Consider the following 9,851-nt stretch of genomic DNA (forward strand, 5'->3'; position numbering starts at 1 on the left):
ATCAACTCCCCTGGTCCTGATTCCGCAATGTGTCATCCTGCCCGTCGCAGGATAAAATGGCCGGACGCAGGGCGGCAAGCCGCGCCTGTGTCAAACGATAGCGCGCCATGATGGCGGCGACGGCCAGAAAACAAAGGGCCGGGGCCACGGAATGGGACAACAGAATGCCGTTCCGCGTGGCAATGCTGGCGGGAACGCTGCTGTCATAGCCGTAAAAGGCCAGCGACCAGCCTGCCAGCGCGCCGCCAAAAGCCACCCCCAGCTTGATGAAGAAAATCACCGTGGAAAAGGTGATGCCGTTGATTCGCACCCCGGATCGGGCATGGCCATAATCCACCACGTCGGACATGAAGGCCCACAGGATCGGCGTGCCCGCCTGAAGGGTCATGTTCCACACCGCATAAAGAATGAGCGCGGGTATGACAGCGTGGGCGGGAATCCAGTAGCTCGCCAGGCTGAGCATCGCCGCGCCCAGCAAGGCCATGCGATAGGTGCGGATTTTCCCGAACCGCCGTGTCATGGCGGGGGCAAGTGACACGCCGATAATGCCCCCGACCATGCCGGTGGTGATGAACAGGGTGATCAGATCCGCCACCGAATATCCGCGGGCGTGCCAGGCGGACAGGTCCAGGAACGCTTTCACATAATAGGCGGTCAGGGTGGTGCGCATCACGAGACCGGCCAGCACCAGGGTCGCCACCGCGCACAGGATGCGCCATTGATCATTCTTCAGCAGCAGCAGGAAATCCGCCCTCAGCCGCCCGTGGCTTTGCCCGGTGGGCACCACCCGTTCCCGCGTGCCCAGGAAACAGAGCAGAAACAGCACGAAGCCCACCACGCTCAGCACGGTCATGGCAAGCTGATATCCGCGCGCCATGTCGCCGCCGCCGAGCCAGTCGGTCATCGGCAGGGTCAGCGACGTGACCACCAGCCCGCCCAGCATACCGAAAAAGAAACGGTATCCCTGAAGGCTGACCCGTTCCTGATTGTCGGCGGTCAGCGTGCCGGCCATGGCGGAATAGGGAATGTTGATCGCCGTATAGATCGCCATCAGCATGGTATAGGTGATGAAGGCGTACCAGACCTTGCCGGTCTCGCTGAAATCCGGGGTGGTGAAGGCCAGAATGGTGATCAGGGCAAACGGCCCCGACAGCCACAGCAGATAGGGCCGGTACCGCCCATGCCGGGACCGGGTGCGATCCGTCAACGCGCCCATCAGCGGGTCCGTCACCGCGTCGAAAATGCGCACGACCAGAAACAGGGTGCCGACAATGCCGGGTGCCAGCCCGAAGATATCGGTATAGAAAAAGGACATCAGCAGGATGACTGTCTGGAAGACGAAATTGCTGGCCGTATCCCCCAGCCCGTAAGCCACCTTTTCCCTGATGCTCAGCAATGTGCCACATTCCCGTTGGTAAGGGTGCCGGAAGCCCGCTTGCGGTTTTGCAGAAAGCGCTGATATGCGTGGGCGCTCGCTTTCCAGCGTCGGGTCTGGTCACGATAATCCACATGGATCAGCCCAAAGCGCCGGGTATATCCTTCCGCCCATTCGAAATTGTCCATCAGGCTCCAGGCGAAATAGCTGCGCACATCCACGCCCGCGGCAACCGCGCGGGCGATGGCGGCGATGTGGCGCTCATGAAACGCCCAGCGGGCGCCGTCGTCAATGGTGTCGTCGGCATTCTGTGGTGCGGGCTCGTCCCGCAGCGCCACGCCGTTTTCCGTAATATGGATCGGGGGCAGGGAAAACCGCCGGTTAAGACTGCACAGAAGATCGTACAGGCCCTCCGGGCAGATATCCCAGCCCATGGCGGTGGTGTTCGGGCCATGGTCGGGAACCTGCCGGAACAGGGTGTCCCCGTCGGCTGTGTAGGTTTCCCGCGTGTAATAATTGAGGCCAATGAAATCGGGGCGCGCGGCGATCAGTGCCATGTCGCCATCCTGAATGGCCGGCGGGTGCATGTCCGGGGGCAGGTCATCGATGATGTCCGGGTAGCGGCCTTCCAGCACTGGCATCAGATACCAGAGATATTTGTAATTCTCAGCCAGACGGGCGGCCTTGCGGTCTGCCGCGCTTCGGGAAAAGGGCAGGCAGGGGCTGTAATTGACCACGATCCCCGCCGGGGTGGCGGGGCAGTTCCGGCGCAGCGTGGCCAGCGCCATGCCATGGGCCAGCAACAGGTTGTGGGACGCGACGCGGCCCTTGTCCGCCCCGATGAGGCCGGGCGCGTGCACCCCGGTTTCATAGCCCAGATAGGCGCTGCAAAAGGGTTCGTTCAGCGTGATCCAGGCATCCACCCGCCCGTTCAGCGCTCGGCTGACCTGATCCGCATACTGGCGGAACAGCTCCGCGGTTTCGCGGTTCATCCAGCCACCGCGATCTTCGATATATTGGGGCAGATCCCAGTGATACAGGGTGACAAACGCTTTCATGCCCCGTTCCGCCACCCGTTCCAGAAGGGCGATGTAAAAGGCGATACCTTCCCCGATCAGGTTGCCATCCGGGTCGATCAGCCGGGGCCAGGATAGCGACAGCCGGTAGGCATCCAGCCCCATGGCGGCGGCATGATCGATGTCTTCCCGCCAATGGGTTATGTGATCACAGGCGACCCGCCCGTTGCTGCCATCGGCAATGGCACCCGGTTTTTCACAGAAGCTGTCCCAGATGGATGCGTGGCGGCTGTCCGCGCCGCCCTCGATCTGGAAACTGGATGTGGCCGCCCCGAAGAGAAAATCATCCGGGAGATCGGCGTGCGAGTCGGTGGGCATGTGGGATACCTTTCGCCTGAGACGGGCATGTTAGGCTGCGGGGGGACCGAAAAAATCCCGTATATTTTCAAATGATACTATGTAAGCGCTTCCAGTCAAGCGCCCGGAGCCGCGCCCCGAACCGCCGTCATGTGAAGCCTTTGGATGAAATCGGGGCAGGCCCGTTGCCCTGTGTTGCAGCGCGAAGGGGGCCGGCAAGGGCAAGAAGGCTATTGACAGCGCCGTGCCAATGTCGGTAATTGATCATGAAAGCGCTTTCATTATCCCTCTGGGAGGAGGGGCGGCCCGTCAAGCAGCCGGTAAGCGTTTTGTTAGAGGGTAAAAAAAACACACGTGGGGGAGGATATGTCCTGCATTTCAATTGGTCGGCCCGTGGCCGCCTCGTTCCCGTTCATTCTGGCGGCTGTCATGTCGGCGGCGCCTGTTCATGCTCAGGATTCGGATCAGACGGAAGCGGAACGTCAGGAAGAAGAACGGGAAGCGGCGCTCGCCTTTGAGGAACTGGACGAGATCGTCGTCACCGGTATCCGCGGCTCGTTGCAGCGCGCCATGGATACCAAGCGGTATGCGCGCGGCGTTGTGGATGCCATCACCGCCGAGGATATGGGCAAGTTCCCCGACACGAACCTGGCGGAATCATTGCAGCGGATCACCGGTGTTTCCATCGACCGGACAAACGGCGAAGGCAGCCGGGTGACGGTGCGTGGCTTCGGGCCGGATTTCAACCTGGTCACCTTCAATGGCCGGCAGATGCCGGTGTCCTCGATCGCGGATACGGGCGCGTCCGGCAGCCGGTCCTTTGACTTCGCCAATATCGCCTCCGAAGGCGTCGCGGCGGTCAATGTGTACAAGACGGGCAGGGCGTCCATTCCGCTTGGCGGGCTGGGGTCCACCATTGACGTGCGCACCACGCGGCCCCTGGAAAACCCCGGCATGAAAGCCACCTTCGGCAGCAAGATCGTGCTGGACAATTCCCGCATTGACGATACCGGTATCGGGTCTGAATTTTCCGGCCTTTACAGCAATACGACGGAAGACGGCAAGTTCGGCATCGCCCTGACCGGCAGCTTCCAGGACCGTGAGTCCGGCTTTGCCCAGGCAGGTGCGACCAGCGGCTGGCGCGGGCCGTTCCGGGGCGATTCCAACGATTGGGGCGCGCTGCCCCAGCCGCCCAACAATCAGCAGGTGACCAACCCGCCGGGGCCGGATGATATTTTTGCCACGCCCCAGAACATGAACTACAACATCAACGATATTGACCGCACGCGGATCAATGGTCAGGTGACCCTTCAGTGGCAGCCGGTGGACAATCTGACCGCCACCGTGGACTTCACCTATGCGGAATTCGAGATCGAGACCCGCCGCAACGACATGTCCATCTGGTTCAATCACGGGAACACAACCAGCGCCTGGACCGATGGTCCGGTGGTTGGCCCGCTGTTCTATGCCGAGCGCTTCGACGGCGCGCCGACGGACCTGTCGTTCGGTGGCGGCCTGTTCGCTTCCCGCAATGAAAACAATTCGCTGGGCGGGAATATCGAATGGAAGCCCACCAGCAATCTGACCCTGGAGCTCGATGCTCATTCTTCCTCGGCCAGCTCTAAGCAGGACAGCCCGTTCGGTTCCAATGCGGTTCTCGGCACGGCATCATTCAATGTGGTGGGGCAGGGCGTAAACTTCGAGGAAGCCTTCCCCGTCATTTCCATCGATCTTCTGAACGATTCCAACGAAGTGGACCCGTCCCAGATCGTGGTGACGGGCAACAGCTTCCGCAACAGCTTCATGCGGAACGAAATCGATCAGGCGCAGTTTTCCGGCCAGTATGAGTTCGACACCGGCATCGTGAAATCGATCAATTTCGGTGCCGCGTATCTGGACAGCCGCGTGCGGTCGGCCTTTGCCAATGTGCAGGACGACACCTGGGGCGGCAAGGGCCCGGCATCCGACGTGCCGGACGACATGTTCTCGATCACCACCGTTTCCGACAAGTTCAGCAATATCGAAGGGTCCGACAACCCGGACCTGTTCAACCAGATGGCGGTCTGGAACTTCGAGGAAATGATCGCGCTGGTGGACCAGACATACGGCACCTGCGGCGGCAACGGCGTATGCCGGTCTGACGATTTCACCACCGATCGACGCACTCAGGAGGAGAGCATCTCCTTTTATGCGGAGGCCAATGCGGAATTCGATATCCTCGATATGCCGTCCTTCCTGACGGTGGGCCTGCGCTATGAGGATACGGACGTGACCTCCCGCGCGCTGGTGCCCATCCCCACGGGAACCCAGTGGGTGGCGGAAAACGAGTTCGGCATCATCTTCTCGGATGAGCGGGATTTCACCGAGTTGAAGGGCGGGTATGACAACTTCCTGCCGGCCATCGATTTCAGCATGGACGTGATGCGGGATGTGGTCTTCCGGGCGTCCTTCAGCCAGACCCTGACGCGGCCATCGCTCAATGCCATTCAGGGCGGGCAGGAACTGAACCAGCTTTTCCGGGTGGACGGTGGTACCGCCAGCCGGGGGGACCCCAACCTGCTGCCGTTCAAGTCCGATAATCTGGATTTCTCGGCTGAATACTACTATGCGGAAGCCAGTTTCTTCTCGGTTGGTTATTTCCACAAGAATGTGAAGAACTTCATTTCACAGGATGTGGTTCAGGAAACGCCCTTCGATCTGGTCACGCCGTTCGGCGGGGAACGTTTCGAGGCGGCGCAGGCAGCCCTGGGCCCGGATGCCACCACCACGGAGATCCGCCAGTACATCTTCAACAATGCGGACCCGTCCACCGTGGAGATCACCGGCGTTGATGCCAATGGCAATCTGACCGGCAGTATCTTCGGCGTGCCTGGGGAAGACCCGGCCCTGGTGTTCGATGTGTTCGCCCCGGTGAACAACGAGCAGACGGCGACGGTGCGTGGCTGGGAAATCGCGCTGCAACATGCCTTTGGCGAAAGCGGTTTCGGCTTCATCGCCAACTATACCAGCGTGGGCGGCGATGTGGACTTTGATGTCACCGCGCCGCCGGAGGAAGTGCAGTTCGCGCTGGAAGGGCTGAGCGACAGCGCCAACCTGATCGGCTTCTATGACAAGGACGGCTTCCAGGCGCGGGTGGCCTATAACTGGCGGGGCAAGTTCCTGGCCAGCCGGTTCGATCCGGGCGGCAGCCGCAACGCCATGTTCACCGAAGGGTTTACCCAGGTGGATGCCAATGTCAGCTATGACTTTGCTGATGGCTGGACCGTTCTGGCGGAAGGTATCAATATCTTCAATTCAAACCAGCGGGTCAGCGGGCGCCATGAAAACATCCTGCACTTCGTGACCCAGACGGGCGCGCGGTATAATTTCGGCCTTCGGTATAAATTCTGATCCGGTTCGCTATGATGGCACTTCCGGGGGGCAGGTTTGCCCCCCGGTTCTCATCCTTGTGAATGGCGGGACATGGTGCCCGCAGCGTCAGAAATCATACGGAGCGGCCTTGTGGCAAACCATCGCCTGCTTAACAATGTTGACCATGCGGACCTGAAGGTCCGCTCCCGGCGTTGTGCCGAATTGGGCGACGCGGTGCATTATGCCATCGCCTATCCCTCTGAATTCCGAAACCTTCAGGCTCATTATCCGATTTTTTTCCATCGGGATGCGGGCAGCGGCACGTTTCACGCAGTGGCCATGCTGGGCTTTGAAAAAGGTGAAAACCTGTTCCTGACCGATACCGGGCCGGATAAGGGGCCGAATGCCGGCACCGGCTGGGATGCGGATTATATCCCCCTCAGTGTGGAACGCGGCCCCTTTATGATCGGCTTCGAGCCGCAGGACGGCAGCCCTGTTCTGCATATCGACATGGACAGCCCCCGCCTGTCCAGCACGGAAGGGAACCCGATCTTTCTGCCCCATGGGGGCCATACTCCCTACCTTGAAAGAATGATGACGGTGCTGAACCAGTTGCATCAGGGCCATCAGATGGAGCAGGCGTTCATGGAAACGCTTCTGGACATGGATCTGCTGGAACCGCTGACCCTGGATCTGGAACTGGATGACGGCTCCCAGAATCGGCTTGCGGGCTTTCATGTCATCCATGAAGAAGCCCTGTATGGTCTGGATGGGGACGGCCTTGCACGGCTGAATGCGGCCAATTACCTGCTGCCGGTTTATATGGCGGTGGCGTCCCTGTCGCGCATCAAGCCGCTGATCGACCGGAAAAACGCCAGGCGGCGGGCAGGACTGGGCTGATGACGGCCCAGGGTCCGACCCCGCTGGCCGAGCGTGCCTGGCATCCGGCGATGCCGCTGCCGGTGGATGCGCCGGATGGCGATAACGGCCATGTCATGCCCTTTGTCATGCGCGGCCTGGTGGCGGACTGGCCATTGGTCGATCATGGGCGAAAGGGGGCCGCCGCGACGCTCGACTATCTGCGGCGTTTCGTTGGCGGGGCGACGGTGGCCCTTAACCATGGCGCGCCGGAGATCGACGGGCGGGTTTTCTATGAAGATGATCTGAGCGGCCCCAATGTGCGCATTGAACGCACCCCCCTGGCCGGGGTGCTGGACAGGCTGGAAGAGGCGCTGCCCCACCCGGCTCCGCCATTATTATATGTGGCCTCCACCACGGTCGATACGGCCTTGCCGGGGCTGCGGGCGGAAAACCCGCTGGATTTCGCGGACAGGGAGCCGCTTGCCAGCATCTGGATCGGCAATCGCAGCCGCATCGCGCCGCATTATGACCTGCCGCATAATGTGGCCTGTGTGACGGCGGGAAGGCGACGCTTTTTGTTGTTCCCGCCGGACCAGATCGCCAATCTGTATGTGGGGCCGATCGACAATACCCCGGCGGGTCAGCCGGTTTCGCTGGTGGACCCGGAAAAGCCCGACCATGACCGCTTCCCCCGGTACCGTCATGCGCTGGCGGCGGCTTTCGTCGCCGATCTGGAACCGGGCGATGCCATCTTCATTCCTTCCATGTGGTGGCATTATGTGGCGGCGTCGGACCCGTTGAACATTCTGGTCAATTACTGGTGGCGGGATGTCCCGGACTATATGGGCACCCCGGCAACGGCATTGACCCATGCAATCCTGACTCTGCGCGCCCTGCCGCCGGACCAGAAGCGCATATGGCGCGCCCTGTTCGATCATTATGTGTTTGGTGATCCGGCCACGGCGCGGGATCATCTGCCGCCGGAGGCTCAGGGTATTCTGGGCCCGATGACGGACGAAAACGCGCGCAGGATTCGTACATATCTTCTCAACATGCTCAATCGTTGAAAGGTCAGGCCCATGACAGGCGATGAACGGAAAAAACAGAGAGTGGTGATCGCCGGCGGTGGCACGGCGGGCTGGATGACCGCGGCGCTTCTGGCGCGCACGCTGGGGCGGGTTCTGGATATCACGCTGATCGAGTCCGACCAGATTGGCACCATCGGCGTGGGAGAGGCGACGATTCCACCGCTGTTGACCTATAACCAGCTTGCGGAAATAGACGAAGCCACCTTCATGTCGAAGGTGCAGGCCACCTTCAAGCTGGGGATCGAATTCGTCAACTGGCGGGATGTGGACCATCGCTATATCCACTCCTTCGGGATAACCGGCAAGGATCACTGGACCGCAGGTTTCCAGCATTTCTGGCTGAAGGGCCTGGCGGAAGGCCATGCGCGCGATTATGGCGATTATTGCCTGGAACTGCGCGCGGCGGAGGAAAACCGGTTCGCCCACCTGCCCAAGCTGGGGCTGAATTACGCCTATCATGTGGATGCAACCCTTTATGCCGCCTTTCTGCGCCAGCGCGCGGAGGCGGATGGCGTGCGCCGTGTGGAAGGGAAGATCGACCATGTGACCACGCACCCGCAAAGCGGGGACATTGAAAGTGTGACACTGGCGGATGAAAGCGTCCATGCCGGTGACCTGTTCATAGACTGCACCGGGTTTCGCGGCCTGTTGATCGATCAGGCGCTGCATGTGGGATTTGAGGACTGGTCCCACTGGCTGCTGTGTGATTCCGCCCTTGCGGTGCAGACTGAGTCCACTGAAGCGCCCATACCCTATACGCGCTCCACCGCCCATGGCGCGGGCTGGCAGTGGCGCATTCCGCTGCAACACCGTGTGGGCAACGGGCTGGTGTTTTCCAGCCGTTACATGTCGGTGGACGAGGCCAGGGAAACGCTGCTGGCCAATCTGGACGGGCCGACCATCACCGAGCCGTTCTCCCTGCGTTTCCGTACCGGTACACGCCACCAGCACTGGCATAAGAACTGTGTGGCCATCGGGTTGTCGGCGGCCTTTGTCGAGCCGCTGGAATCCACCGCCATTCATCTGATCCAACGCAGCATTACCCGCCTTTGCCGCATGTTCCCGCTTGATGGGGTGCGCCAGTCGGATGTGGATGAATTCAATGCCCAAACCCGTTTCGAGCTGGAAAACATCCGCGACTTCATCATCCTGCACTATAAGGTGACGAACCGTCGGGACACGCGGTTCTGGCGCTATTGCCAGGATATGGAGGTGCCCGAAGACCTGGCCCACCGTATCCGGCTGTTCCGGGAAACCGGCCAGGTATTCCGCAAGCAGGATGAACTGTTTGCGGAAAACTCCTGGATTCAGGTCATGTTGGGGCAGGGTCTGATGCCGGAAGGGTATCATCCCATCGTCGATGCCATGCAGGGGCAGGAATTGCAGGCATTTCTTGACCATGTGGCGGACAATGTGGATCGCACCATGCGCGGCCTGCCGGTTCATGCCGATTATATCCGGCAATACTGCCCGGCTTCGCCGCCGAAGGACAAGGCCATGGCCAAGCCGGTGGCGGGCCATGCCTGACACAGTTGTCCGCCTTTTTGCTTCATTCTTTCATGCCGGATCAAGGCCAGCCCCACAGGGTGGCACCGGACCATTTCACACCGCGCCCGTATCGGAAAAACCTTCCGGCAGGGCGATCGAAAAATCGGAAAGGCGATATGATGCGTGATACGGACAGGGCCACACCGCGGCCCAATGCGGTTGTTATATTGAGCACCATCGTTGCGGCGCTGGGCGGTTTTTTGTTCGGCTTTGACACTGCGGTGATTTCGGGCACCACGGGGGCGCTTGAGAGCG

The 9,851-nt window shown here is 60.8% G+C and carries 6 protein-coding genes; 4 read left to right on the top strand and 2 right to left on the bottom strand.

The features are described from left to right. Position 1 precedes the first annotated feature (1 nt). Together WGH93_RS04975 and WGH93_RS04980 are read right to left on the bottom strand one after the other, a co-directional pair. A complete protein-coding gene (locus WGH93_RS04975) occupies positions 2 to 1,396 on the bottom strand; it encodes a glycoside-pentoside-hexuronide (GPH):cation symporter (protein ID WP_374763754.1) in 1,395 nt (464 codons plus the stop codon). Further along, positions 1,390 to 2,769, bottom strand: a complete 1,380-nt coding sequence (locus tag WGH93_RS04980) for a GH1 family beta-glucosidase (RefSeq protein ID WP_374763755.1) — start codon at positions 2,767 to 2,769, stop codon at positions 1,390 to 1,392. Before WGH93_RS04980 ends, WGH93_RS04975 begins: the two co-directional genes overlap by 7 nt. 345 nt (positions 2,770 to 3,114) lie before the next feature. On the opposite strand from WGH93_RS04980, the gene WGH93_RS04985 reads away from it, so the two are divergent. The 4 genes from WGH93_RS04985 (at position 3,115) to WGH93_RS05000 (ending at position 9,575) form a co-directional block, all read left to right on the top strand. Next, positions 3,115 to 6,138: a TonB-dependent receptor gene (locus WGH93_RS04985; RefSeq protein WP_374763756.1), complete on the top strand. Its 3,024-nt coding sequence runs from the start codon at positions 3,115 to 3,117 to the stop codon at positions 6,136 to 6,138. A 111-nt stretch (positions 6,139 to 6,249) separates the two neighbouring features. After that, positions 6,250 to 6,999, top strand: coding sequence for a SapC family protein (locus tag WGH93_RS04990; protein WP_374763757.1), 750 nt, complete (start codon positions 6,250 to 6,252; stop codon positions 6,997 to 6,999). Then, positions 6,999 to 8,027, top strand: a complete 1,029-nt coding sequence (locus WGH93_RS04995) for a cupin-like domain-containing protein (protein WP_374763758.1) — start codon at positions 6,999 to 7,001, stop codon at positions 8,025 to 8,027. Before WGH93_RS04990 ends, WGH93_RS04995 begins: the two co-directional genes overlap by 1 nt. Before the next feature lie 12 nt (positions 8,028 to 8,039). Continuing rightward, the gene (locus WGH93_RS05000; RefSeq protein WP_374763759.1) at positions 8,040 to 9,575 is read left to right on the top strand and encodes a tryptophan halogenase family protein; all 1,536 of its coding nucleotides are present in this window, start codon (positions 8,040 to 8,042) and stop codon (positions 9,573 to 9,575) included. Positions 9,576 to 9,851 lie beyond the last annotated feature (276 nt).

It is taken from the genome of Yunchengibacter salinarum (assembly GCF_037658235.1).
Taxonomy (GTDB): Bacteria; Pseudomonadota; Alphaproteobacteria; order Sphingomonadales; family Kordiimonadaceae; genus Yunchengibacter; species Yunchengibacter salinarum.

What these genes read in the sequence shown, in the direction of transcription:
- WGH93_RS04980 (WP_374763755.1), bottom strand. Translation starts at nt 2,769, where the DNA reads ATGCCCACCGACTCGCACGCCGATCTCCCGGATGATTTTCTCTTCGGG.
- WGH93_RS04985 (WP_374763756.1), top strand. Translation starts at nt 3,115, where the DNA reads ATGTCCTGCATTTCAATTGGTCGGCCCGTGGCCGCCTCGTTCCCGTTC.
- WGH93_RS04995 (WP_374763758.1), top strand. Translation starts at nt 6,999, where the DNA reads ATGACGGCCCAGGGTCCGACCCCGCTGGCCGAGCGTGCCTGGCATCCG.
- WGH93_RS05000 (WP_374763759.1), top strand. Translation starts at nt 8,040, where the DNA reads ATGACAGGCGATGAACGGAAAAAACAGAGAGTGGTGATCGCCGGCGGT.